General features: G+C 70.9%; 18 protein-coding genes and 3 tRNA genes. 18 read left to right on the forward strand and 3 right to left on the reverse strand.

The genetic code is table 11. The features are described from left to right. Positions 1 to 27: 27 nt before the first annotated feature. Complete coding sequence (locus ACF053_RS18930) at positions 28 to 1,260, reverse strand: amidohydrolase family protein (protein WP_391954960.1); 1,233 nt, start codon at positions 1,258 to 1,260, stop codon at positions 28 to 30. A 635-nt stretch (positions 1,261 to 1,895) separates the two neighbouring features. Here ACF053_RS18930 and ACF053_RS18935 point away from each other — a divergent pair. The 8 genes from ACF053_RS18935 (at position 1,896) to ACF053_RS18970 (ending at position 6,995) form a co-directional block, all read left to right on the forward strand. After that, positions 1,896 to 1,968, forward strand: a tRNA-Thr gene (locus ACF053_RS18935). 48 nt (positions 1,969 to 2,016) lie between these two features. Next, positions 2,017 to 2,089, forward strand: a tRNA-Met gene (locus ACF053_RS18940). Positions 2,090 to 2,178: 89 nt separating this feature from the next. Next, positions 2,179 to 2,343 carry a 50S ribosomal protein L33 gene (gene rpmG, locus ACF053_RS18945; protein WP_003948671.1) on the forward strand — a complete coding sequence of 55 codons (165 nt, stop codon included), beginning with the start codon at positions 2,179 to 2,181 and terminating at the stop codon, positions 2,341 to 2,343. 169 nt (positions 2,344 to 2,512) lie between these two features. Next, positions 2,513 to 2,965 (forward strand): FAS1-like dehydratase domain-containing protein, encoded by a 453-nt coding sequence (locus tag ACF053_RS18950; RefSeq protein WP_391954961.1) that lies wholly within the window; start codon positions 2,513 to 2,515, stop codon positions 2,963 to 2,965. Between the two features lie 8 nt (positions 2,966 to 2,973). Further along, on the forward strand, positions 2,974 to 3,402 hold the full coding sequence (locus tag ACF053_RS18955) for a MaoC family dehydratase (protein WP_391954962.1): 429 nt from the start codon (positions 2,974 to 2,976) through the stop codon (positions 3,400 to 3,402). A 662-nt stretch (positions 3,403 to 4,064) separates the two neighbouring features. Further along, positions 4,065 to 5,120 carry a UDP-N-acetylmuramate dehydrogenase gene (locus ACF053_RS18960; protein ID WP_391954963.1) on the forward strand — a complete coding sequence of 352 codons (1,056 nt, stop codon included), beginning with the start codon at positions 4,065 to 4,067 and terminating at the stop codon, positions 5,118 to 5,120. A 451-nt stretch (positions 5,121 to 5,571) separates the two neighbouring features. Then, positions 5,572 to 6,108, forward strand: a complete 537-nt coding sequence (locus ACF053_RS18965) for a SigE family RNA polymerase sigma factor (RefSeq protein WP_391954964.1) — start codon at positions 5,572 to 5,574, stop codon at positions 6,106 to 6,108. Then, the gene (locus ACF053_RS18970) at positions 6,105 to 6,995 is read left to right on the forward strand and encodes a hypothetical protein (protein WP_391954965.1); all 891 of its coding nucleotides are present in this window, start codon (positions 6,105 to 6,107) and stop codon (positions 6,993 to 6,995) included. Before ACF053_RS18965 ends, ACF053_RS18970 begins: the two co-directional genes overlap by 4 nt. Before the next feature lie 138 nt (positions 6,996 to 7,133). Here ACF053_RS18970 and ACF053_RS18975 read toward each other — a convergent pair whose 3' ends face one another. Beyond that, entirely contained in the window at positions 7,134 to 8,156 is a 1,023-nt protein-coding gene (locus ACF053_RS18975; RefSeq protein WP_391954966.1) for an adenosine deaminase, read from the reverse strand. Positions 8,157 to 8,308: 152 nt separating this feature from the next. Then, positions 8,309 to 9,535, reverse strand: coding sequence for a pyridoxal phosphate-dependent aminotransferase (locus tag ACF053_RS18980; protein WP_058942701.1), 1,227 nt, complete (start codon positions 9,533 to 9,535; stop codon positions 8,309 to 8,311). Between the two features lie 464 nt (positions 9,536 to 9,999). Here ACF053_RS18980 and ACF053_RS18985 point away from each other — a divergent pair. The 10 genes from ACF053_RS18985 (at position 10,000) to ACF053_RS19030 (ending at position 23,667) form a co-directional block, all read left to right on the forward strand. Further along, positions 10,000 to 10,072 (forward strand) — tRNA-Trp (locus tag ACF053_RS18985). A 102-nt stretch (positions 10,073 to 10,174) separates the two neighbouring features. Next, entirely contained in the window at positions 10,175 to 10,462 is a 288-nt protein-coding gene (secE, locus tag ACF053_RS18990; protein WP_391954967.1) for a preprotein translocase subunit SecE, read from the forward strand. Between the two features lie 76 nt (positions 10,463 to 10,538). After that, positions 10,539 to 11,486 (forward strand): transcription termination/antitermination protein NusG, encoded by a 948-nt coding sequence (gene nusG, locus ACF053_RS18995; RefSeq protein ID WP_391954968.1) that lies wholly within the window; start codon positions 10,539 to 10,541, stop codon positions 11,484 to 11,486. A 180-nt stretch (positions 11,487 to 11,666) separates the two neighbouring features. After that, on the forward strand, positions 11,667 to 12,101 hold the full coding sequence (gene rplK / locus ACF053_RS19000; protein ID WP_023587070.1) for a 50S ribosomal protein L11: 435 nt from the start codon (positions 11,667 to 11,669) through the stop codon (positions 12,099 to 12,101). A gap of 79 nt (positions 12,102 to 12,180) precedes the next feature. Continuing rightward, the gene (gene rplA, locus ACF053_RS19005) at positions 12,181 to 12,903 is read left to right on the forward strand and encodes a 50S ribosomal protein L1 (protein WP_058942704.1); all 723 of its coding nucleotides are present in this window, start codon (positions 12,181 to 12,183) and stop codon (positions 12,901 to 12,903) included. Between the two features lie 152 nt (positions 12,904 to 13,055). Beyond that, entirely contained in the window at positions 13,056 to 14,033 is a 978-nt protein-coding gene (locus ACF053_RS19010; protein ID WP_391954969.1) for a hypothetical protein, read from the forward strand. 603 nt (positions 14,034 to 14,636) lie between these two features. After that, a complete protein-coding gene (gene rplJ, locus ACF053_RS19015; protein WP_058942706.1) occupies positions 14,637 to 15,167 on the forward strand; it encodes a 50S ribosomal protein L10 in 531 nt (176 codons plus the stop codon). A 115-nt stretch (positions 15,168 to 15,282) separates the two neighbouring features. Continuing rightward, on the forward strand, positions 15,283 to 15,666 hold the full coding sequence (gene rplL / locus ACF053_RS19020) for a 50S ribosomal protein L7/L12 (protein WP_058942707.1): 384 nt from the start codon (positions 15,283 to 15,285) through the stop codon (positions 15,664 to 15,666). A 514-nt stretch (positions 15,667 to 16,180) separates the two neighbouring features. Then, a complete protein-coding gene (gene rpoB, locus ACF053_RS19025; protein ID WP_391954970.1) occupies positions 16,181 to 19,666 on the forward strand; it encodes a DNA-directed RNA polymerase subunit beta in 3,486 nt (1,161 codons plus the stop codon). Positions 19,667 to 19,758: 92 nt separating this feature from the next. Next, positions 19,759 to 23,667: a DNA-directed RNA polymerase subunit beta' gene (locus ACF053_RS19030; protein WP_058942709.1), complete on the forward strand. Its 3,909-nt coding sequence runs from the start codon at positions 19,759 to 19,761 to the stop codon at positions 23,665 to 23,667. Positions 23,668 to 24,173 lie beyond the last annotated feature (506 nt).

Genomic DNA, 24,173 nt, shown 5'->3' on the forward strand with positions numbered 1-24,173 from the left:
ACCGTACGGCGCCGGAGCGCGGAACGCTCACGGACGTGCGTCCGGCCGGGCCTGGCGCGGCAGTTCCAGCGCCGCCGCCGAGTCGCAGTACTCGCGCACCGCGCTCGTCCGGGCCACGACCCGCCCCCGGTGCACGACGATCCGGCTGTACGCGAGGGACAGCACCCCCGCCAGCCGTTCCCCGCGCACCGCCAGCAGCTCCGCCGGGAACCCGGCCTCCACCCGCACCGCCGGCAGCCCCATCGCCTCCCGGGCCGCCTCGCTGACGGCGCCGTACGCCTCCGCCGGGCGCAGCCCGCCCTGCGACACCAGCAGGTACGCGGCCTCCAGGGGGTCGCCGCGCCCCACCGGGTTCGCCACGTCCCGCAGGGCGCCGCTGCCCGCGGCGATCCGCACCCCCGCCGACCGCAGCAACCGCACCGGCGCGGCCCCGCGCACCTCCGTGCCCGAGCAGCCGCCCTGCGGCAGGCACACCACCGTCACCCCGGCAGCCGCCAACTGGTCCGCGACCCGGGCGCGGGCGTCGGCGGGCGGGTGCGACAGGGCGCCGCACGGCCCGATGGACACCCCGGGCCGCAGCCCGCCCGCCATCGCCGCCAGCCGGGCCAGCCGCGCCGGGTCGTCCCCGTCCGTGTGCAGGTCCACGGGGCAGCCGTGCTCCGCGGCCACCTCCAGCACCGCCTCCACGTACCCCGCCGGGTCCGGGTCCAGGTCCGGGCAGCCGCCCACGACCGACGCGCCCATCTTCACCGCGTCCCGCAGCATCGCCAGCCCGTCCGCGCCGGCCACGCCGGTCAGCAGCCGGGGCACGGCGACCGCCGTCAGGTCGGCCAGTCCCCGCAGCGACCGCCGCGCCTGCAGCACCGCCTCCAGCGACGCCAGCCCTTGGACGTCGCCGATCCGGACGTGCGCGCGCAGCGCCGTCGCCCCGTGCCCCAGCTGGAGCAGCGTCGCCTGCGTGGCGCGCCGCTGGACGTCCTCGGCGGCGTACGGGACGGGGCCGGGGACGTCGCCGCTGAGGGCCGTGTCGGCGTGCGCGTGCGGTTCCGCGGGGGCCGGCAGCAGGAGGTACCCGGCGAGGTCCACGCGGGCACCGTGCGCGCCGAGGCTGCCGGGCGTGCCGACGGCCTCGATGCGCCCGCTGCTGAGCCGTACGTCGACGGTCCGCCCGTCGGTGAGGCGGGCGCCGCTCAGCAGCAGTGCGGTCGTGTCGGTGGTGGCGCCCTCGGGCGGCCGCGGCTGCTGGCTGTCGGAGGACATGGGGCTCCTGGGTAAGTGGGCAGGTGGTGTGGGTGGTCACGTGGGGCGAGGGCGTGGTCGCGCAGCGTGAGGCAGCCTAGGGCGCCGCCGTTCGGCCTTCGCGGAGGAGCGCAATAGTCGTACCGGCGTGGGGCCGGCGTGACACATGAGGCGTCGCTACGGAGCGTGAGCAGGGCGCGCGGGCGTCGCGTGCGTGGACCGGGCGGGTCGAATGGGCCGGTTGGGTCGGGTGAGTGGGATGAGTCGGCCGGGTTGATGGGCCTCGCGGGCCGGATGGGTTCGCCGGCTCGGATGGGTTGGCTGGGGCGGGTAAGCCGGGTGGGCCGAGTCGGGTGCGCGGGATCCGCCCGGCCGTGCCGGCCGTGCCGGCCGTGTTGGGCGGGGCCGGGTCGCCTCGGGTGCGGGTGCCACCTGGGTCGGCGCTCAGCGCGGGGGAGCAGGGTCCGGTGCGGTGCGGAGGACGGGGTGCGGCACGCGGAGCGTGGCGGGGGATGTGCGGGCTCTGTGGCCGCCCCGTGACGGGCCGGGCGCCTCCGGACGAACCGGACCCCGTAGGGCCTGTTCGGGCCCGAGCCGGGAGGGCGGCAAACGGATTTGGGTGAACGGCCACCGACCGTGTAATGTCTTCATCGCTCGCCCCAATAGCTCAGTCGGCAGAGCGTCTCCATGGTAAGGAGAAGGTCTACGGTTCGATTCCGTATTGGGGCTCTGGTGTGGGGAGAACCTCGCCTTCGGGTGAGGTGATCCATACATCAAAGCGGTGTAGCTCAGTCGGTAGAGCAAGCGGCTCATAATCGCTGTGTCACCGGTTCAAGTCCGGTCACCGCTACTCCCAGTAGCCGATTGTGGGGTCGGTCCTTCGATCGGCTACTCTTTTCTGCGTTCCATCCGTCCATTTGTCCGTCAAGGAGCACTCACGTGGCTGCCACCGACGTCCGCCCGAAGATCACGCTGGCCTGCGTGGAGTGCAAGGAGCGGAACTACATCACCAAGAAGAACCGGCGTAACAACCCGGACCGTCTTGAGATGAAGAAGCACTGCCCGCGCTGCAACGCGCACACCGCGCACCGCGAAACGCGCTAAGAACAGGCTCGTACACGAGGCCGTCCCCATCGGGGGCGGCCTCGTGTCGTTTCCCTCCACGCACGACCGCACCACCACCGCACCACGCACCACCCGCACACCCCACCGCAACCTCACCGAGCCGGCACCACGGCCGGCCCCAGACAGGACCGCAGGAGGTACCGCGTCCATGGCGCTCGACCAGTCCTTCGTCGGGCGGAGCTACCCGCCCACCACGCCGTACGAGGTCGGCCGGGAGAAGATCCGCGAATTCGCCGAGGCCATCGGCGACGCGAACCCGGTGTACACCGACACGGAAGCCGCGAAGGCGCTCGGACACCCCGAGGTGATCGCCCCGCCCACGTTCGTGTTCGCCATCACGTTCAAGGCGGCCGGCCAGGTCATCGCCGACCCGCAGCTGGGGCTCGACTACAGCCGGGTCGTGCACGGCGACCAGAAGTTCGCGTACAGCCGTCCCGTACGGGCCGGGGACCGCCTGTCGGTCACCTCCACCATCGAGGCGATCAAGTCCCTCGCGGGCAACGACATCCTCGACATCCGGGGCGAGGTGCACGACGAGGCCGGTGAGCACGTGGTGACCGCCTGGACGAAGCTCGTGGCGCGCGCCGCAGAGGAGGCGTGAGGAACATCATGACCGCGAAGATCGCATTCGACGAGGTCGAGGTCGGCACCGAGCTGCCGGCCCGGAGCTTCCCGGTGACCCGCGCCACACTGGTGCGGTACGCGGGCGCCTCCGGGGACTTCAACCCCATCCACTGGAACGAGCGGTTCGCCCGCGAGGTCGGCCTGCCGGACGTCATCGCGCACGGCATGTTCACGATGGCCGCGGCCGTACGCGTCGTCACCGACTGGGTCGGCGACCCCGCCGCGGTCGTCGAGTACGGCGTCCGCTTCACCAAGCCGGTCATCGTGCCCGACGACGAGCAGGGCGCCCTGATCGAGGTCAGCGCGAAGGTCGCCGCGAAGCTGGACGACGGCCGGGTCCGCGTCGACCTCACCGCCACCAGTGCGGGTCAGAAGGTCCTCGGCATGTCCCGTGCGGTGGTCCAGCTCGCCTGACGCGGCCACCAGGCCGGCCCGCCTGACGGGCCGGCCGCCGGGACGGTGGGGCGCAGCGCCCGAGTGCCCCGCCCCACCGGGCACCCGCCGCCCCGGCGTCAGGCCCGTCCGGGGCGCGAGACGCGCCCCGCCGTCCTGTACGGCCCCGCGCCTGCCGCCCGGCATCACCAGCCGCGCCCCGCCGCCCATGAGGGCCGGGCCTCAGGCCCCCACCGGCGCCTACGGCTCAGACGCCACGCCCGCCGCCCGCACGGCCCCACCCGGCCCCGGCCTCCGGCACCGGCCGCGCCCCGCCGCCCGGAAGCCAGCCGTTCGGCGACCCGGCAGGCGTGCGCGCCGGCGGCCGCGTACGTCAGGTCGCGGTCCGGACTCCCGGGCCTCAGGCCTCCAGGGCACGCGCGCCCCGCCGCTCGAGCGGCCCCACGCCCCGCCACCGACCCCGGCCGCGCCCCCCGGTGGAGCCCCGGCCTCAGGCCCGCCCCGCCGTCCGTACCGCCCAGCGCGTCGGACGCACCCCTGCCCGCGGGCGGACCCGCCGAACCGGACCGCCCTCCGCAGAAGTACCGCCCGCCGCAGAACGATCGCCCTCCACCACGTCCCGCCACGACGTCCCCCCGGCCGTGGGCCGGGGCCGATGGGTGGGGCACCGTAGGCTTGGGCGCGTGCAGGAACTCCACGACGCTCCCCTCGCCCCCCTGACCACGTTCCGGCTCGGCGGCCCCGCCACGCGGCTGCTCACGGCCACCACCGACGACGACGTCGTCGCCGCCGTGCGCGAAGCCGACCGGTCCGGTACGCCGCTGCTGGTCATCGGCGGCGGGTCCAACCTGGTCATCGGTGACAAGGGCTTCGACGGCACCGCCCTGCGCGTGGCGACCCGCGGCTTCACCCTCGACGGCACCCGCCTGGAGCTCGCCGCGGGCGAGGTCTGGACCGACGCCGTCGCCCGTACCGTGGAGGCCGGGCTCGCCGGCGTCGAGTGCCTGGCCGGCATCCCCGGCTCCGCCGGCGCCACCCCCATCCAGAACGTCGGGGCGTACGGCCAGGAGGTCGCCACCACCCTCACCGAGGTCGTGGCGTACGACCGCCGCGCCGACGAGGTCGTCACGCTCCCCAACGCCGCCTGTGACTTCTCCTACCGGCACAGCCGCTTCAAGGCCCACCCGGACCGCTTCGTCGTCCTGCGCGTCCGGTTCGAGCTGGAGGACGCGCAGGGGCTGAGCGCCCCGATCCGGTACGCGGAGACCGCGCGCGCCCTCGGCGTCGAGCCGGGCGACCGCGTGCCCGTCGCCGCCGCCCGCGAGACCGTCCTCGCCCTGCGCGCGGGCAAGGGCATGGTCCTCGACGCCGACGACCACGACACGTGGTCCGCAGGGTCGTTCTTCACCAACCCGATCCTCGACGACACCGCGTACGCCGCCTTCCTGGACCGCGTGCGCGACCGCCTCGGACCGGACGTCGCCCCGCCCGCCTACCCGGCCGGCGACGGCCGCACCAAGACGTCCGCCGCGTGGCTGATCGACCGGGCGGGGTTCACCAAGGGGTACGGCGCCGGGCCCGCCCGCATCTCCACCAAGCACACCCTCGCCCTCACCAACCGGGGCCAGGCCACCACCGAGGACCTGCTCGCACTCGCCCGCGAGGTCGTCGCGGGGGTCCGCGACGCGTTCGGCGTCACCCTCGTCAACGAGCCCGTGACGGTCGGCGTCACCCTCTGACCCCGGCCCGGCCCGGCCCGGCCCGGCACCGCCTCGGCCGGGCTCGGCCTCGGATGAGCAGGCCGACCGGGCCCCGGCCGGCCTGGCCTGCCCGGCCCCACTCGGACGGGGGAGGGCCGGGAAGACCGGCCCCCGGCCCCCCGTGCCCGGCCCACCACACCCACCCCGTCCGTGGTCCGGCGTCCCCGCCCCGTCCGGGTCCGGCGTCCCAGCCCCGCCCAGCCCCGTCCCGGGGGGCCAGTGCCCCCTGGGCGGGTCGCCCGGGGCCGGCTCCCCTGCCTGCGCGCCCGCCCGCCCCTCCGCCCGCCCGCCCCTCCGCCCGCCCGCCCGCCGGGCGGAGGGGCGCCGAAAACCTGAGGGAACCCCGTCGGTCCCCCAGGTTGTCGAGTGGGTGACAGGGCCCCGCGTCAAGCGCGACCGGGACCACGGCACGCTGGTCGAGGGGGTATCCGTGAGGACGGTTCCGTCCCCGGATCACGACGAGGACTTCACACGGTTCACCGAGGCGTCGTACGCCTCCCTGCTGCGCACCGCCCGTCTCCTGACGGGAGACCGGCACGCGGCGGAGGACCTGGTGCAGGCCGCGCTGGTGAAGGTGTACCTGCGGTGGGGGCGCTCCGCGGGGTGGGCCTCCCCGCAGGCGTACGCGCGCAAGGTGGTCGTCAACCTGTACGCCACCTGGCGCCGCCGCCGCTGGCACACCGAGACCGCCCACCCCGGCGGCGAGGGGACGGTGGCGGCCGCGGACCGCGCGGACATAGCGGCCGACGCGGAGGCACGGCTCGAACTGGCCCGTGCCCTGGACACCCTGCCCCGCGCGCAGCGCGCCGTGGTGGTGCTCCGCTTCTACGAGGACCTGTCGGTGGAGGAGACGGCCGGACTGCTCGGCTGTTCGCCCGGGACGGTCAAGAGCCGGACCAACCGGGCCTTGGAGCGGCTGCGCGCCGCCGGCGCGCTCGCCGACTACGCGGGAAGGGGCACACGATGAGCCACATCGAGGACGCACTCCGGCAGGGCCTGCGGGAACTCGCCGCGAAGGACGGGGCGGCCACCGGCGCGGCACCCCCCACGGGCACGGTCATCGCCCACGCCCGCCGCACCCGCCACCGACGGCGCACCGCGGTGGGCGCGGCCTGCGCGGCCGCCGTACTGGTGAGCGGGACGGCGGTGAGCCTGGGCTGGGGGAGCCGCTACTCGTCCGCACCGCCGCCCTCCGACTCGCTGGCGGTCGTCGAGGGTTCCGACGAGGACGGTTCGGACACGGCGCTGCGGCTGGGGCCGGCCCAGCCCCGGACCGGTGTGGAGTACCCGTACGACCTGGTGAGCAGTTGCGACTACCGCTTCGCCGTGTTCGCCGGCCGGAAGTGGGTGAGTGACGGCCTGCCCAGTGCCGGGCCGGACCCCGGCGGCCCCACCCCGGCAGGCCGCGGGGATTCTCCCCCCGACCGGCTGCCCGGATTCATGAAGCTGACCTCCGAGAGCACGGCGGTGTTCACGGCCGGTCGGGACCGTACCGGGCCTTCACTGACCTTCAGGTCGGTCTCCGGAGGCGGCCACTGTCCGATCCTGCCCGCACCGGACCCGATACGACCGCCCGTCCTGGAACAGGCGCCGAAGAACGCCCGGGAGCGCACGTGGTACCCGCACGACCTGTACGTCCACTGCGGACTGCGGTACGCCCTCTTCGACGGACGGACGTGGCGGACGCCGCGGGACCGCGCGGCGGACACCGGACTGGACGGGAGCGGCCGCCACACCATCGTGACGGGTATGGCCAGGATGTCGGGGGACACGCTCCGCTTCGAGTCGCCGGGGCTGCCCCCGATCGACTTCGTGCCGGCCGGCCCCGGTGACGAGCCTCCGGTCTGCTCGTGACGCACCCCCTGCCGGGTCCGCGGGCACCCCGTGGGCCCGGCAGGGAGGCCGACCAGTGGCACAGCCGACAGTGGGCCCGGCAGGAAGCCCTTCCGGTGTCACGGCCCGGCAGGGAGCCCGGCCGCGCCAGCCCGCCCCTCAGCCCTCCGTCAGCCAGGTGTCGACGCCCGACAGGAGCTTCGCGCGGACGTCCTCCGGGGCCACCGACGCGCGGATCGACTGTCGGGCCAGTTCCGCCAGCTCGGCGTCCGTGAAGCCGTGGTGATGACGGGCGAACTCGTACTGGTCCGCCAGCCGCGCCCCGAAGAGCAGCGGGTCGTCCGCGCCGAGCGCCAGCGGCACGCCCGCGTCGAACAGCGTCCGCAGCGGCACCTGCTCGGGCTTCTCGTACACGCCGAGGGCGACGTTCGACGCCGGGCACACCTCGCAGGTCACGCCCTTCTCGGCCAGCCGCCGCAGCAGCCGCGGGTCCTCCGCGGCCCGCACGCCGTGGCCGATGCGGGACGCCTTCAGGTCGTCGAGGCAGTCCCGTACGGACGCCGGTCCCGTCAGCTCGCCGCCGTGCGGCACGGCCAGCAGCCCGCCCTCCCGGGCGATGGCGAACGCCCGGTCGAAGTCGCGCGCCATCCCGCGCCGCTCGTCGTTGGACAGCCCGAACCCCACGACCCCCCGGTCCGCGTACCGCACCGCCAGCCGGGCCAGCGTGCGGGCGTCCAGCGGGTGCTTCATCCGGTTCGCCGCGACCACCACCCGCATCCCCAGGCCGGTCTCCCGCGAGGCGGCGTCCACGGCGTCCAGGATGATCTCGAGCGTCGCGATCAGCCCGCCCAGGCGTGGTGCGTACGACGTCGGGTCGACCTGGATCTCCAGCCAGCCCGACCCGTCCCGCACGTCCTCCTCGGCGGCCTCCCGCACCAGCCGCCGGATGTCCTCGGGCTCGCGCAGGCAGGACCGGGCGATGTCGTACAGCCGCTGGAAGCGGAACCAGCCCCGCTCGTCCGTGGCCCGCAGGCGGGGCGGCTCGCCGCCGGTCAGTGCCTCCGGCAGGTGGACGCCGTACTTGTCGGCCAGCTCCAGCAGGGTGGAGGGCCGCATCGACCCGGTGAAGTGCAGGTGCAGATGGGCCTTCGGCAGCTGTTGCAGATCGCGGACGTGCTCCATCCGGGGATCCTGCCGCAGAGTGGCGCCGTGAAACAGCCCTTTTCTCCGAACGGGTACGGCGGGAACGAAAGAACGGGCCCCGGCCGGTGGTCCGGCCGGGGCCCGCGGACGCCCCGCGCGGGGGCGGCGCTCACCGAGCGCTCACCGAGCGCTCAGTCGCGCGCCTCGGCGAGCAGCTTCTGCATCCGCGACACGCCCTCGACCAGGTCCTCGTCGCCGAGCGCGTACGAGAGCCGCAGGTACCCCGGGGTGCCGAAGGCCTCGCCCGGCACCACGGCCACCTCGACCTCGTCCAGGATCAGCGCCGCCAGCTCGACGGAGGTCTGCGGCCGCTGACCGCGGATGTCCTTGCCCAGCAGCCCCTTCACCGAGGGGTACGCGTAGAACGCGCCCTCCGGGGTCGGGCAGACCACGCCGTCGATCTCGTTGAGCATCCGCACGATGGTGCGGCGGCGCCGGTCGAACGCCTCGCGCATCTCCGCCACCGCGTCGAGGTTCCCGGAGACGGCGGCGAGCGCGGCCACCTGGGCGACGTTGGAGACGTTCGACGTGGCGTGCGACTGGAGGTTCGTCGCGGCCTTCACGACGTCCTTCGGGCCGACGATCCACCCCACGCGCCAGCCGGTCATCGCGTACGTCTTCGCCACGCCGTTGACGACGACGCACTTGTCGCGCAGTTCCGGCACGAGCGCCGGCAGCGAGGTGAAGGCGGCGTCGCCGTACACCAGGTGCTCGTAGATCTCGTCGGTCAGGACCCACAGGCCGTGCTCGACGGCCCAGCGGCCGATCGCCTCGGCGTCCTCGCGCGGGTAGACGGCGCCGGTCGGGTTCGAGGGGGAGACGAACAGGACGACCTTGGTCCGCTCGGTGCGGGCGGCCTCCAGCTGCTCCACGGAGACGCGGTAGCCGGTCGTCTCGTCCGCGACGACCTCCACCGGCACGCCGCCGGCCAGGCGGATCGACTCCGGGTAGGTCGTCCAGTACGGGGCCGGGACGATGACCTCGTCACCCGGGTCGAGGATCGCGGCGAACGCCTCGTAGATCGCCTGCTTGCCGCCGTTGGTCACCAGGACCTGCGAGGCGTCGACCTCGTAGCCGGAGTCGCGCAGCGTCTTGGCGGCGATCGCGGACTTCAGCTCCGGCAGGCCGCCGGCCGGGGTGTAGCGGTGGTACTTCGGGTTCCGGCAGGCCTCCACGGCCGCCTCGACGATGTAGTCGGGCGTCGGGAAGTCCGGCTCGCCCGCGCCGAAGCCGATCACCGGGCGCCCGGCGGCCTTCAGGGCCTTGGCCTTGGCGTCGACGGCGAGGGTCGCGGACTCGGAGATCGCGCCGATGCGGGCGGAGACCCGGCGCTCGGTCGGAGAGGTTGCAGCGCTCATGCGGCCCATGCTCCCAGACCCCGTGGGGGGCCAGGACCCGGGTTTCACCCACCGGACGTCCGTGCCCGACCCGTGGCCCCGGGGCGCGGGAGCGCCCGCCGGAGGCCGGTCGGGAGCCCGGTGGGGCTCCGGTGGAGGTTCGTCCGAACCGGCGGACGGGCCGCGCCGCAGGCCCGTCCGATGCCCGTCCGGTGCCCCGTCGGCGGTCCCGCCGCAGCCCGGCCGGGGCCCCGCCGGAACGGCGTGGCGGGGTGGCGCGGTGAGGGTGGGGAGGGGACGGGCAGGGCTCCGGCAGCAGGCCGGCGGGAGGTCCCCGGCGGCGGCCGGGGGAGGCGGCGCACAGCCCGCCGGGGCTTTCTGTTCGACGCGGAGGCGCTGACCACGTACACTCTCTGCTCGTTGGCCCTCACCGGCCGGTCCGCGAGGCACTTCTGCGGATGCGGTAGGTTGGGGGAGAACCACAAAGGGTCGTAGCTCAATTGGTAGAGCACTGGTCTCCAAAACCAGCGGTTGGGGGTTCAAGTCCCTCCGGCCCTGCTACACACACCGCCAGGTTGTGTGCGCAGGTATGTACTTCATTGCACCGCCGTGCGGCTCCACCCGGGCGCGGCACGGCCGACCCGGAATCAGGTGAGATACGTGACGGACGCCGTAGGCTCCATCGACATGCCTGATGCTGAGGACGAAGCGCCGGAGTCCAAGAAGAAGACCCGCAAGGGCGGCAAGCGCGCCAAGAAGGGCCCGCTGGGCCGTCTCGCGCTCTTCTACCGTCAGATCGTCGCCGAGCTGCGCAAGGTCGTCTGGCCGACCCGGAACCAGCTGACCACGTACACGACGGTCGTCATCATCTTCGTCGTCATCATGATCGGCATGGTGACCGCCATCGACTTCGGCTTCCAGGAAGCAGTCAAGTACGTCTTCGGCTGATTCCCGCGGAGGGCGCCCACCCGGCGCCCCTTTTCGCATGTTCCACCCCATCTGTATCCAGGAAGAAGCAGCCACCGTGTCTGACCCGAACCTGAACGAGTCCGCCCAGGACGAGCTCGACGTCGTCGAGGCGGCCGACGAGGACCAGGCGGAAGCTGCGGACGCCGCTGTCGGCGAGGCGCCCGAGGACATCGACCTCCTCGTCGAGGACGACGACGTCGTGGCCGGCGAGGACGAGGACGCGGCGGACGTCGCCGCCCTCGACATCGACGCCGATGAGGACGCCGGACCCGTCGAGGACGCCGACGCCATCGAGATCGCCGAGGCCGTCGAGGACGAAGACGCCATCGAGCCGGCGGACGCCGACGACGAGACCGACGGGGCCGAGGCCGAGCCGGCCGCTCCCGTCGACCCGGTCGCCGCGCTCCGCGAGGAACTGCGCGGCCTGCCCGGCGAGTGGTACGTCATCCACACCTACGCGGGCTACGAGAAGCGCGTGAAGGCCAACCTGGAGCAGCGCGCCGTCTCGCTCAACGTCGAGGACTTCATCTACCAGGCCGAGGTCCCCGAGGAAGAGATCGTCCAGATCAAGAACGGCGAGCGCAAGAACGTCAAGCAGAACAAGCTGCCTGGCTACGTGCTCGTCCGCATGGACCTGACGAACGAGTCCTGGGGCGTCGTGCGCAACACGCCGGGCGTCACCGGCTTCGTCGGCAACGCCTACGACCCGTACCCGCTGACGCTGGACGAGATCGTCAAGATGCTCGCCCCCGAGGCCGAGGAGAAGGCCGCCCGCGAGGCCGCCGAGGCCGAGGGCAAGCCGGCTCCGGCCCGCAAGGTCGAGGTCCAGGTGCTCGACTTCGAGGTCGGCGACTCCGTCACCGTCACCGACGGCCCGTTCGCGACGCTCCAGGCGACCATCAACGAGATCAACGCCGACTCGAAGAAGGTCAAGGGTCTCGTCGAGATCTTCGGCCGCGAGACGCCGGTCGAGCTGAGCTTCGACCAGATCCAGAAGAACTGACCCAGGTCGGTCCTCCCGAGCAGGTCAGAGTGGCGTGCGCGCCCTCTGACCTGCTCGGTTTTTGGCCGGGCGGTCATACCCGTTATCGTTGTGCGGTATGCCTCCATCCGGATGATGTCGGACGACATCGAACGGCATCGGATGGCGGCCGAACACTCTCACTAGGACCCGGAGAGAGCTATGCCTCCCAAGAAGAAGAAGGTCACGGGGCTCATCAAGCTCCAGATCCAGGCCGGCGCGGCCAACCCGGCCCCGCCGGTCGGCCCCGCGCTGGGTCAGCACGGCGTCAACATCATGGAGTTCTGCAAGGCCTACAACGCCGCGACCGAGTCGCAGCGTGGCTGGGTCATCCCGGTGGAGATCACGGTCTACGAGGACCGCTCCTTCACCTTCATCACGAAGACGCCCCCGGCGTCGCGGATGATCCTCAAGGCCGCTGGTGTGGAGAAGGGCTCCGGCGAGCCGCACAAGACCAAGGTCGCCAAGCTCACGAGCGCCCAGGTCCGCGAGATCGCCACGACCAAGATGCCCGACCTGAACGCGAACGACCTGGACGCCGCGGAGAAGATCATCGCCGGCACCGCCCGTTCCATGGGCATCACGGTCGAGGGCTGAACAGCTCCCGTCTGACCTCTCTGTGGAAGGGCCAGCGCCGGCCCGCACCACGACTCCATACCTGAAAGCAGGAGAAGAAGTGAAGCGCAGCAAGGCTCTCCGCGGCGCGGACGCCAAGGTCGACCGGGAGCGGAACTACGCCCCCCTCGAGGCCGTCCGTCTCGCCAAGGACACCGCCGCCACCAAGTTCGACGGCACCGTCGAGGTCGCCTTCCGCCTGGGCGTCGACCCGCGCAAGGCCGACCAGATGGTCCGTGGCACCGTGAACCTTCCGCACGGCACCGGTAAGACCGCCCGGGTCCTGGTCTTCGCGACCGGTGACCGTGCTGCGGCCGCGGAGGCCGCGGGCGCCGACATCGTCGGCTCCGACGAACTGATCGACGAGGTTGCGAAGGGCCGTCTGGACTTCGACGCCGTCGTCGCCACCCCGGACCTCATGGGCAAGGTCGGCCGCCTCGGCCGCGTCCTCGGCCCGCGTGGTCTGATGCCGAACCCGAAGACCGGCACCGTCACGATGGACGTCGCCAAGGCCGTCACCGAGATCAAGGGCGGCAAGATCGAGTTCCGCGTCGACAAGCACTCGAACCTGCACTTCATCATCGGCAAGGTCTCCTTCGACGAGACGAAGCTGGTCGAGAACTACGCGGCCGCGCTGGAGGAGATCCTCCGTCTGAAGCCGTCCGCCGCGAAGGGCCGCTACATCAAGAAGGCGACCCTGTCCACCACGATGGGCCCCGGCATCCCGCTGGACGCCAACCGCACCCGCAACCTCCTCGTCGAGGAGGACCCGGCCGCCGTCTGACCGGGTCGAGCCTGACGGCTCACGGGGAAAGCCCCACCGGCCCCCGCACCTCTTCGGAGGAGCGGGGGCCGGTCACTTTTCCCCACCCTGATCGGCTGTCAGTCCCATGGGCTAGCGTTCTGCAGGTCGGAAATTCGAACATGGGGGTGGGGATGAACGTCTCCGTACGCAGGCTTGTGGGCGTCCCGGCAGTGGCCGTGGTCGTGCTCGCGGGGGCCGTGGGCTGCCAGGGCGGCGACAAGAAGGCGGCCGAGGCGCCGCGCGACGGACTCCGGTGGTCCGCGCCCGCCCAGGTCATCCAGGCGGCGTACGAGAAGACCGCCGCGGCGAAGTCGGCGAAGATCCGCATGACGATGACCATGCCGGCCGGCGTCGAGGGCATGGCCGGCGGCGGCGAGATGACGATGTCCGGCGTCATGGGGTGGGACCCGGGCGTGATGGACATGACCGTCGAGGGCGGTGTGCTGAACCAGGCGCAGGGCGGCCCCGGCACCTTCCGCCTGATCATGGCCGACGAGGTCATGTACATGGACATGGGGGAGAAGGCCCCGGCGGAGCTGGGCGGCAAGCGCTGGATCAAGATGGACCTCAAGGCCATGGCCGACCTGTCCGGCGACGCCGCGGTGCGCCGGCAGATGACCGGCAGCCTGGAGAACATCAACCAGGACCCGGCCAAGCAGCTCGCCCTGCTGCTGGACTCGCCGAACCTGAAGCACGTCGGCCCGGAGAAGGTCGACGGCGTCGAGACCCAGCACTACAAGGGTCGGCTCACCGTCGACGAGATGGTCGCCTCCAACAAGTCGCTCGCGGTGCTCTCCGCGCAGGAGCGGGCCGAGCTGGTCGCCACGCTGAAGCAGGGCGGCCTCAAGGCGTACGACACCGACGTGTGGGTCGACGGTGACGGCTACCCGGTGAAGATGGACATCGGCATGGAGACGCCGCAGGGCACCTTCGACATCTCCGTGGCCTACTCCGACTACGGCACCGCCGCCGCCGTGCAGGCCCCGCCCGCCGGCCAGACCTTCGACTTCATGGAGGTGCTGGAGAAGCTCGGCTCCGCCGCCCGCGACACCGAGGGCCCGCAGGACGCCGGGGCCGGCACGGGCACCGACGGAGCCGGCGCGGCCTGAGCGCGGCGGCGTGCCGGCGGCGTGCCGGGTCGGGACCGCGGGCTCACCGCGGTCCCGACCCGGCTTGACCGGCGGTACGCCCCCGCGGCCTCACCGCGGCCTTGACCGGCTGGTACGAGCGGAGTCCGAGCCGGTACGAGCCCGTGCGGCCTCACCGCGGCCTGGCGGCCGGTACCAGCGGAGTCCGAGCCGCTACGTGCGGAACGCGAGCGAGTCCGAGCCGGTCCGGGCGGGGCCCGCGGGCCGCCGGCACCTGCCTCACCCCCGCCCCGCCCTCCGTCCCGCCCATCCCCGCCCCGGCCCCGTACGGAGCCCCCGGCCCCGCCCCGTTCCGCTGACGACCGGCCGATTTGCTTGACGGCAGCCCGGTCCCGTACTCTTCCACAGAAGCCAAAGACCGCTGGTCGCAGCCGTGCCCCCAGGGCGCAGCCGCCGAAGGATCCGCTAGCTACGGACGACCCGCGTAGGTGACAGTGGTAGTACTCCCGGGCGAGCCGTCCGGTCGAGTCACGCCCCGTGCGCCTGCGCCGGGGCGTTTCGTTTTGCCCAGTCTCCTTCCTTCAGCCATCGCGGTCCGAATCACCCGGAAGGAGGCCGAGGCTCATGGCGAGGCCCGACAAGTCTGCTGCGGTTGCCGAGCTGACGGACAAGTTCCGCAGCTCCAACGCCGCCGTGCTGACCGAGTACCGCGGTCTCACCGTGGCACAGCTCAAGCAGCTGCGCCGTTCGCTCGGTGAGAACGCCCAGTACGCCGTGGTGAAGAACACGCTGACCAAGATTGCGGCCAACGAGGCCGGGATCACGTCGCTGGACGACCAGTTCAATGGTCCGACGGCGGTCGCCTTCATCACCGGTGACCCGGTGACGTCGGCGAAGGGTCTTCGTGACTTCGCCAAGGACAACCCGAACCTCATCATCAAGGGCGGTGTCCTTGACGGTAAGGCGCTGTCCGCCGATGAGATCAAGAAGCTTGCGGACCTCGAGTCCCGCGAGGTTCTGCTCGCCAAGCTGGCGGGTGCCATGAAGGGCAAGCAGTCCCAGGCTGCCGCGCTCTTCCAGGCGCTCCCGTCGAAGCTCGTCCGCACCGTGGACGCGCTTCGCGCCAAGCAGGCCGAGCAGGGCGGTGCCGAGTAACTCGGCTCGCACATTGATCGCCGCCTGACCAGGGCGACGGTCACAGCGGGCCCCACGTACGCCCGCCACACATGTACATCCCGGCACCAGCCGAATTAGTGGAAGGACCGCCATCATGGCGAAGCTGTCTCAGGAAGACCTGCTCGCGCAGTTCGAGGAGATGACCCTCATCGAGCTCGCCGCGTTCGTGTCGGCGTTCGAGGAGAAGTTCGACGTCACCGCCGCCGCCCCGGTCGCCGTTGCCGCCGCCGGCGCCCCGGGCGCCCCGGCCGAGGCCGCTGAGGAGAAGGACGAGTTCGACGTCATCCTCACCGGCGCCGGCGACAAGAAGATCCAGGTCATCAAGGTCGTGCGTGAGCTGACCTCCCTGGGCCTGAAGGAGGCCAAGGACCTCGTCGACGGCACCCCGAAGCCGGTCCTCGAGAAGGTCAACAAGGAGCAGGCCGACAAGGCTGCCGAGGCCCTCAAGGGCGCCGGTGCGGCCGTCGAGGTCAAGTGACCTCCTGCGGGTCTCCTGACTCGCGCTGACGCCCGCTGAGGGCGTTCCGAAGGGCGATCACCCATCCGGGTGGTCGCCCTTCGGCGTTGCCGCGGTGTCTGTCGTGCGACCGGCGCCCCGAGGAGTATGGTGATCTTCGCCGTGCGCCCCGCGGAGCCGGGGGCCTTGACGAACCGCACGCCGCGCGCAATTCTCAGGACGCGTCGTCACAACGATCCGGATCCGAGGCATGGATCGACGACCGAACGGGCAGTATCGATGTGCGCCGACGGGCGCGAGGTGCCGCGGAGATGAGAACAACGAGGGTCGCGAATTGCTCGCCCTGGACATCAGTGGGCCAAGTGGCTACACTGACCCTTTGCGCTGCCTGTTAGCTGCTCCCTGCCCGTCACCAGGGGCATACCCTCGCGAGAGCACAGTTGACCGAATGCCCTGACCTGGGATTTCGGGTCTCCGTGCTCGGCTGGGGACCGGTACGCGCGTAGTGAGTCCGAGCCCTCGGAAGGACCCCCTCTTGGCCGCCTCGCGCAACGCCTCGACCGCGAATACGAACAACGGCGCAAGCACCGCCCCGCTGCGCATCTCCTTTGCAAAGATCAAGGAGCCCCTCGAGGTTCCGAACCTCCTCGCGCTGCAGACCGAGAGCTTTGACTGGCTGCTCGGCAACGCCGCGTGGAAGGCTCGTGTCGAGGCGGCTCTGGAGTCCGGACAGGACGTCCCCACCAAGTCCGGTCTGGAGGAGATCTTCGAGGAGATCTCGCCGATCGAGGACTTCTCCGGGTCGATGTCGCTGACCTTCCGCGACCACCGCTTCGAGCCTCCGAAGAACTCCATCGACGAGTGCAAGGAGCGCGACTTCACGTACGCCGCGCCGCTCTTCGTCACGGCCGAGTTCACCAACAACGAGACCGGCGAGATCAAGTCCCAGACGGTCTTCATGGGCGACTTCCCGCTCATGACGAACAAGGGCACCTTCGTCATCAACGGCACCGAGCGTGTCGTGGTGTCCCAGCTGGTCCGCTCGCCGGGTGTCTACTTCGACTCCTCCATCGACAAGACGTCCGACAAGGACATCTTCTCCGCCAAGATCATCCCGTCCCGGGGTGCCTGGCTGGAGATGGAGATCGACAAGCGCGACATGGTCGGTGTCCGCATCGACCGCAAGCGCAAGCAGTCCGTGACCGTCCTCCTCAAGGCGCTCGGCTGGACCACCGAGCAGATCCTCCAGGAGTTCGGCGAGTACGAGTCCATGCGCGCCACCCTGGAGAAGGACCACACCCAGGGCCAGGACGACGCGCTGCTCGACATCTACCGCAAGCTGCGCCCGGGCGAGCCCCCGACGCGTGAGGCCGCGCAGACGCTGCTCGAGAACCTCTACTTCAACCCGAAGCGCTACGACCTGGCCAAGGTCGGACGCTACAAGGTGAACAAGAAGCTCGGGGCCGACGCGCCGCTCGACGCCGGCGTCCTGACCGTCGACGACGTCATCGCGACGATCAAGTACCTGGTGCAGCTGCACGCCGGCGAGACCGAGACGGTCGGTGCCAACGGCACCACGATCGTCGTCGAGACCGACGACATCGACCACTTCGGCAACCGTCGTCTGCGCAACGTCGGCGAGCTCATCCAGAACCAGGTCCGCACGGGTCTGGCCCGGATGGAGCGCGTCGTGCGCGAGCGCATGACGACCCAGGACGTCGAGGCGATCACGCCGCAGACCCTGATCAACATCCGGCCGGTCGTCGCCTCCATCAAGGAGTTCTTCGGCACCAGCCAGCTGTCGCAGTTCATGGACCAGAACAACCCGCTGTCCGGGCTGACGCACAAGCGTCGTCTGTCCGCGCTCGGCCCGGGTGGTCTGTCCCGTGAGCGGGCCGGCTTCGAGGTCCGTGACGTGCACCCCTCGCACTACGGCCGCATGTGCCCGATCGAGACGCCCGAAGGCCCGAACATCGGTCTGATCGGCTCGCTCGCCTCCTACGGCCGGGTCAACGCGTTCGGCTTCGTCGAGACGCCGTACCGCAAGGTCGTCGACGGCCAGGTCACCGACGAGGTGGACTACCTGACCGCCGACGAGGAGGACCGCTTCGTCATCGCGCAGGCCAACGCGACGCTCAACGACGACCTCCGGTTCGCCGAGAACCGCGTCCTCGTGCGCCGCCGCGGCGGTGAGGTCGACTACGTCAGCCCGCAGGACGTCGACTACATGGACGTCTCGCCGCGCCAGATGGTGTCGGTCGCGACCGCCATGATCCCGTTCCTCGAGCACGACGACGCCAACCGCGCCCTCATGGGCGCGAACATGATGCGCCAGGCCGTGCCGCTGATCCAGTCGGAGTCCCCGCTGGTCGGCACCGGCATGGAGTACCGCTCCGCCGTCGACGCCGGTGACGTCGTCAAGGCGGAGAAGGACGGTGTGGTCCAGGAGCTCTCCGCGGACTACATCACCGTCGCCAACGACGACGGCACGTACATCACGTACCGCCTGGCCAAGTTCGCCCGCTCCAACCAGGGCACCTCGGTCAACCAGAAGGTCGTCGTCGCCGAGGGCGACCGGGTCGTCGAGGGCCAGGTCCTCGCCGACGGCCCGGCCACCCAGAACGGCGAGATGGCGCTCGGCAAGAACCTCCTCGTGGCGTTCATGCCCTGGGAGGGCCACAACTACGAGGACGCGATCATCCTGTCGCAGCGCCTCGTCCAGGACGACGTCCTCTCCTCGATCCACATCGAGGAGCACGAGGTCGACGCCCGTGACACCAAGCTGGGCCCCGAGGAGATCACCCGGGACATCCCGAACGTCTCCGAGGAGGTCCTCGCCGACCTCGACGAGCGCGGCATCATCCGCATCGGTGCCGAGGTCGTCGCCGGCGACATCCTGGTCGGCAAGGTCACGCCCAAGGGCGAGACCGAGCTGACGCCGGAGGAGCGCCTGCTCCGCGCGATCTTCGGTGAGAAGGCCCGCGAGGTCCGCGACACCTCGCTGAAGGTGCCGCACGGCGAGGTCGGCAAGATCATCGGCGTCCGCGTCTTCGACCGCGAGGAGGGCGACGAGCTGCCCCCGGGCGTGAACCAGCTGGTCCGCGTCTACGTCGCGCAGAAGCGCAAGATCACCGACGGTGACAAGCTCGCCGGCCGCCACGGCAACAAGGGCGTCATCTCCAAGATCCTGCCGATCGAGGACATGCCGTTCCTGGAGGACGGCACCCCGGTCGACATCATCCTCAACCCGCTGGGCGTCCCGTCCCGAATGAACCCGGGACAGGTCCTGGAGATCCACCTCGGCTGGCTCGCCAGTCAGGGCTGGGACGTCTCCGGCCTCGCCGAGGACTGGGCCAAGCGGCTCCAGCTCATCGGCGCCGACGTGGTCGAGCCCCGCACGAACGTCGCGACCCCGGTCTTCGACGGTGCGCGCGAGGACGAGCTGGCGGGCCTGCTGGAGAACACCCTGCCGAACCGCGACGGCGACCGCATGATGCTGCCGACCGGCAAGGCGCGCCTGTTCGACGGCCGCTCCGGCGAGCCGTTCCCGGACCCGATCTCGGTCGGGTACATGTACATCCTCAAGCTCCACCACCTGGTCGACGACAAGCTGCACGCCCGGTCGACCGGTCCGTACTCGATGATCACCCAGCAGCCGCTGGGTGGTAAGGCTCAGTTCGGTGGCCAGCGCTTCGGTGAGATGGAGGTGTGGGCGCTGGAGGCTTATGGCGCCGCGTACGCCCTCCAGGAGCTCCTGACCATCAAGTCCGACGACGTCACGGGCCGCGTGAAGGTCTACGAGGCCATCGTCAAGGGCGAGAACATCCCCGAGCCCGGCATCCCGGAGTCCTTCAAGGTGCTCATCAAGGAGATGCAGTCCCTGTGCCTCAACGTGGAGGTGCTGTCCTCGGACGGCATGTCCATCGAGATGCGCGACACCGACGAGGACGTCTTCCGCGCTGCGGAGGAACTCGGCATCGACCTGTCCCGGCGCGAGCCGAGCAGCGTCGAAGAGGTCTGACGGGTCGGCCGGCCGGATCTCCCATCCGGCCGGCCTCCCAGCGACCCGTACAGACCATTGATTGACACAACCCTGAGAGGGATTGACGCATAGTGCTCGACGTCAACTTCTTCGACGAGCTGCGGATCGGCCTGGCCACCGCGGACGACATCCGACAGTGGTCCCACGGCGAAGTCAAGAAGCCGGAGACCATCAACTACCGCACCCTCAAGCCCGAGAAGGACGGACTCTTCTGCGAGAAGATCTTCGGCCCCACCCGGGACTGGGAGTGCTACTGCGGCAAGTACAAGCGTGTCCGCTTCAAGGGCATCATCTGTGAGCGGTGTGGCGTCGAGGTCACCCGCGCCAAGGTGCGCCGCGAGCGGATGGGCCACATCGAGCTCGCCGCCCCCGTCACCCACATCTGGTACTTCAAGGGCGTCCCGTCCCGGCTCGGCTACCTGCTGGACCTCGCCCCGAAGGACCTGGAGAAGGTCATCTACTTCGCGGCGTACATGATCACGTACGTCGACGAGGAGCGCCGCCAGCGCGACCTGCCGTCGCTGGAGGCCCACGTCTCCGTCGAGCGCCAGCAGATCGAGCAGCGCCGCGACGCCGACCTCGAGGCCCGCGCCAAGAAGCTCGAGACCGACCTGGCCGAGCTGGAGGCCGAGGGCGCCAAGGCCGACGTGCGCCGCAAGGTCCGCGAGGGCGCCGAGCGCGAGATGAAGCAGCTGCGCGACCGCGCCCAGCGCGAGATCGACCGTCTCGACGAGGTGTGGAGCCGCTTCAAGAACCTCAAGGTCCAGGACCTCGAGGGCGACGAGCTGCTCTACCGCGAGCTGCGCGACCGCTTCGGCACCTACTTCGACGGCTCGATGGGCGCCGCCGCGCTGCAGAAGCGCCTGGAGTCCTTCGACCTCGACGAGGAGGCCGAGCGCCTCCGCGAGATCATCCGCACCGGCAAGGGCCAGAAGAAGACCCGCGCGCTCAAGCGCCTCAAGGTCGTCTCCGCCTTCCTGCAGACCAGCAACAGCCCCAAGGGCATGGTCCTGGACTGCGTCCCGGTGATCCCGCCGGACCTGCGTCCGATGGTGCAGCTGGACGGTGGCCGCTTCGCGACCTCCGACCTGAACGACCTGTACCGCCGCGTCATCAACCGCAACAACCGTCTGAAGCGGCTTCTCGACCTCGGCGCGCCCGAGATCATCGTGAACAACGAGAAGCGCATGCTCCAGGAGGCCGTCGACGCGCTCTTCGACAACGGCCGCCGCGGTCGCCCGGTCACCGGTCCCGGTAACCGCCCGCTGAAGTCCCTCAGCGACATGCTGAAGGGCAAGCAGGGTCGCTTCCGTCAGAACCTGCTCGGCAAGCGAGTCGACTACTCGGCGCGTTCCGTCATCGTCGTCGGCCCGCAGCTCAAGCTGCACCAGTGCGGTCTGCCCAAGGCCATGGCGCTGGAGCTCTTCAAGCCGTTCGTGATGAAGCGCCTGGTCGACCTGAACCACGCGCAGAACATCAAGTCGGCGAAGCGCATGGTCGAGCGCGGCCGCACGGTCGTGTACGACGTGCTCGAAGAGGTCATCGCCGAGCACCCGGTGCTGCTGAACCGTGCGCCCACGCTGCACCGCCTCGGCATCCAGGCCTTCGAGCCGCAGCTGGTCGAGGGCAAGGCCATCCAGATCCACCCGCTCGTCTGCACCGCGTTCAACGCGGACTTCGACGGTGACCAGATGGCCGTCCACCTGCCGCTCTCCGCGGAGGCGCAGGCCGAGGCGCGCATCCTGATGCTGTCCTCGAACAACATCCTCAAGCCGGCCGACGGCCGTCCCGTCACCATGCCGACCCAGGACATGGTGCTGGGCCTCTTCTTCCTCACCACGGACGAGGAGGAGCGCGAGGTCAAGGGTGAGGGCCGCGCCTTCAACTCGACCGCCGAGGCGATCATGGCCTTCGACGCCCGGGAGCTCTCGCTCCAGGCGAAGGTCGACATCCGCTTCCCGATCGGCTCCGTCCCGCCCCGCGGCTGGACCCCGCCGGTCGAGGAGGAGGGTGACGAGGGCCTCGGTCCCTGGCAGCAGGGCGACTCGTTCCGTCTGCGGACGACCCTGGGTCGCGCGCTCTTCAACGAGCTGCTGCCCGAGGACTACCCGTTCGTCGACTACACGGTCGGCAAGAAGCAGCTCTCCGAGATCGTCAACGACCTCGCCGAGCGCTACCCCAAGGTCATCGTGGCGGCGACGCTCGACAACCTGAAGGCGGCCGGCTTCTTCTGGGCCACCCGCTCCGGCGTCACCGTCGCCATCTCGGACGTCGTCGTCCCGGAGGCGAAGAAGGCGATCGTCGCCGAGTACGAGGCGCGCGACGAGAAGGTCCAGAAGCAGTACGAGCGTGGTCTGATCACCAAGGACGAGCGCACGCAGGAGCTCATCCAGATCTGGACCGAGGCGACCAACAAGGTCGCCGACGCGATGAACGAGAACTTCCCGAAGACGAACCCGATCTTCATGATGGTGAACTCGGGTGCGCGAGGAAACATGATGCAGATGCGCCAGATCGCGGGTATGCGCGGTCTGGTGTCGAACGCCAAGAACGAGACGATCCCGCGTCCGATCAAGGCGTCCTTCCGCGAGGGCCTGTCCGTGCTGGAGTACTTCATCTCCACCCACGGTGCCCGTAAGGGTCTGGCCGACACCGCCCTGCGTACCGCCGACTCGGGTTACCTGACCCGTCGTCTGGTGGACGTCTCGCAGGACGTGATCATCCGCGAGGAGGACTGCGGCACCGACCGCGGTCTGAAGCTGCGGATCGGTTCGAAGGACGAGGCCGGCATCCTGCGGAAGGCGGAGGACGTCGAGACCTCCGTGTACGCCCGGATGCTCGCCGAGGACGTCGTCGTCGACGGCAAGGTGATCGCGCCGGCCAACGTCGACCTCGGTGACGTGCTCATCGACCAGCTCATCGCGGCGGGTGTCGAGCAGGTCAAGACCCGCTCGGTCCTCACCTGTGAGTCCGCGGTCGGCACGTGTGCGTACTGCTACGGCCGTTCGCTCGCGACCGGCAAGCTGGTCGACATCGGCGAGGCGGTCGGCATCATCGCCGCCCAGTCCATCGGTGAGCCCGGTACCCAGCTGACGATGCGTACCTTCCACACCGGTGGTGTGGCCGGTGACGACATCACGCAGGGTCTGCCGCGTGTCGTCGAGCTCTTCGAGGCCCGCTCCCCGAAGGGCATGGCCCCGATCGCCGAGGCGTCGGGCCGGGTCCGCATCGAGGAGACCGAGAAGACCAAGAAGATCGTCATCACGCCGGACGACGGCAGCGACGAGACGGCCTACCCGATCTCGAAGCGCGCCCGTGTCCTGGTCGGCGAGGGCGACCACGTCGAGGTGGGCCAGAAGCTCACCGTGGGTACCGAGAACCCGCACGACGTGCTGCGCATCCTCGGTCAGCGGGCCGTCCAGGTCCACCTGGTCGGCGAGGTGCAGAAGGTCTACAACTCGCAGGGCGTGTCGATCCACGACAAGCACATCGAGATCATCATCCGGCAGATGCTCCGCCGCGTGACGATCATCGAGTCCGGCGACGCGGAGCTGCTGCCGGGCGAGCTCGTCGAGCGCTCGCGCTTCGAGCAGGAGAACCGTCGTGTGGTCACGGAAGGCGGCCACCCGGCCTCCGGCCGTCCGCAGCTGATGGGTATCACCAAGGCGTCGCTGGCGACGGAGTCGTGGCTGTCCGCGGCCTCCTTCCAGGAGACGACCAGGGTCCTGACGGACGCGGCGATCAACGCCAAGTCCGACTCCCTGATCGGCCTCAAGGAGAACGTCATCATCGGTAAGCTCATCCCGGCCGGTACGGGCCTGTCCCGCTACCGCAACATCCGGGTGGAGCCGACCGAGGAGGCCAAGGCCGCGATGTACTCGGCCGTCGGCTACGACGACATCGACTACTCGCCGTTCGGCACCGGCTCCGGCCAGGCCGTTCCGCTGGAGGACTACGACTACGGTCCGTACAACCAGTAAGCGCGCAGTCTGATCGGAGGGCGGCACCCCGTCGTGGACGGGGTGCCGCCCTCCGGCGCGTCCGGGGCCGGTCACCGGCCGGAGGCCGGTCCACGGCCGGGCCGCCCGCCGGGCCCTGGGGCTGCTCGGCCGACGCCCGGTCCGGGCCTCTCGGGCGCGGACCTGGTCCGGGGCCCGTCGGGGTGCGGGCCTGGTCCGGAGTCTGCGGGGGGCGGGCCTGGTACGGAACCCGTCAGTGGCGGGCCTGGTTCGGGATCGTGACCCCGTAACCGGGTCCGGGGGTCTCGGCCCGCGAGGCAACGGGGTCCGGGGGTCTCGGCCCGTGCGTACGGCCCGTGCACCCGGCCGTGGGTTCGGTCGGCAGCGCCGGGACGTGGGTCCTGCTCGCTGCGCCAGGTCACGGGTCCGGTGGGCGGTACCCGTACTGGGTCCAGCCGTCAGTGCCCGGTCACGGTCCGGGCGGCACAGGGACGCGGTCCCGGTCCGCGGCACCCGTCACTCGTCCG

This window comes from Streptomyces kanasensis, from assembly GCF_043077165.1.
GTDB classification, from domain to species: Bacteria; Actinomycetota; Actinomycetes; order Streptomycetales; family Streptomycetaceae; genus Streptomyces; species Streptomyces changanensis.